Annotated in this window: 1 protein-coding gene; it reads left to right on the plus strand. The window is 55.4% G+C overall.

Going from position 1 to position 1,366, the window contains the following annotated elements:
• Positions 1–83: 83 nt before the first annotated feature.
• Positions 84–1,109, plus strand: a complete 1,026-nt coding sequence (locus AC1DWG_RS30375; RefSeq protein WP_477788767.1) for an IS110 family RNA-guided transposase — start codon at positions 84–86, stop codon at positions 1,107–1,109.
• Positions 1,110–1,366 lie beyond the last annotated feature (257 nt).

Below are 1,366 nucleotides of genomic sequence, written 5' to 3' on the forward strand. Positions count from 1 at the left end.
GGGCTGGGCTAATGAGATGGTCACCCCCACACCCTGCGAGGGCTACGCTTTCGCAGGGTGTTTTGTTTTCGGAGGCCATCATCATGATCCAGTCAGCACTGATCGGTATCGATCTCGGCAAACATAATTTCCACCTTCACGGCCAGGATAAATCAGGCCGCGAGGTGTTTCGCAAGAAGCTCTCTCGGGCGCAGATGATGCAGCTTTTCGGCAACGTGCCGAGTTGTATCGTGGTGATGGAAGCCTGTGCGGGGGCGCATTTTGTTGCTCGTCAGCTAGCGGCAATGGGACACACGGCCAAGCTGATTTCCCCGCAGTTCGTTAAGCCCTTCGTCAAGGGCAACAAAAATGATTTCGTCGATGCTGAAGCGATCTGTGAAGCGGCTTCCCGTCCATCTATGCGCTTTGTGACGCCTAAGACCGAGTCCCAGCAAACCCTGTCTGTTCTGCATCGGATGCGCGAATCGTTGGTGCATGACCGCACAAAAACGGCTAATCAGATGCACGGTTTTCTACTGGAGTTTGGCGTCAGCTTGCCCAGAGGCTTGGCCATCATGAAGCGTCTAGCAGTTGTTTTGGCTGGGCATGAGTTTCCCGTTCGTTTGACGGTGTTGTTGCAACGTCTGCACGATCACTTCGTCTACCTGGATGAGCAAATCAAGGCGCTGGACAAAGAGCTGGCGAGCCAACTGGCCGACGATGATCTAGGTAGTCGTTTACTGAGCATGCCGTGTGTCGGCCCGATCACCGCCAGCCTGCTGGCTGTGGAGATGGGCGATGCTAAGCAGTACCGACGCAGTCGCGATTTTGCCGCCTCAGTGGGACTGGTGCCCAGGCAGTACAGTACGGGTGGTAAGGCGAATTTGCTCGGGATCAGCAAGCGGGGTGACAAGCACCTGCGACAACTGTTGGTGCAATGTTCCAGGGTCTATATGCAGAGGCTGGATCACCAGAAAGGGGCCTTGGCTGACTGGGTACGAGCCTTGCTCAGTCGACGACATTCGAATGTCGTGGCCTGTGCCCTCGCTAACAAACTGGCGCGTATCGCCTGGGCGATCGCGACTCACCATACGCAATATGAAGCAGGGGCAGACGCCTTGAACGCCTGACCCTGCGGTTGTTGCAGTACCACGATTCACCCTTCAGGTTTTGCGATAGCTGAACAACAGATGACGTGAACGGCCTACCGGCCTGGCGAAGATCCTGGCATAAAAATCGGCTTTAAGAAGCCGATGGGCTTTTTAGGATCGTCAGGCGCGATTCTCATCGTGGCGCTGGGGCATGCCCCAAACAGACGCCGGATAGATTTAAGCAAGCCAACCACACCACCCGTTAATCAGTATTGCAAAAATGGGGGCGACCATAG

This window comes from Pseudomonas sp. P4_B3 (assembly GCF_056402295.1).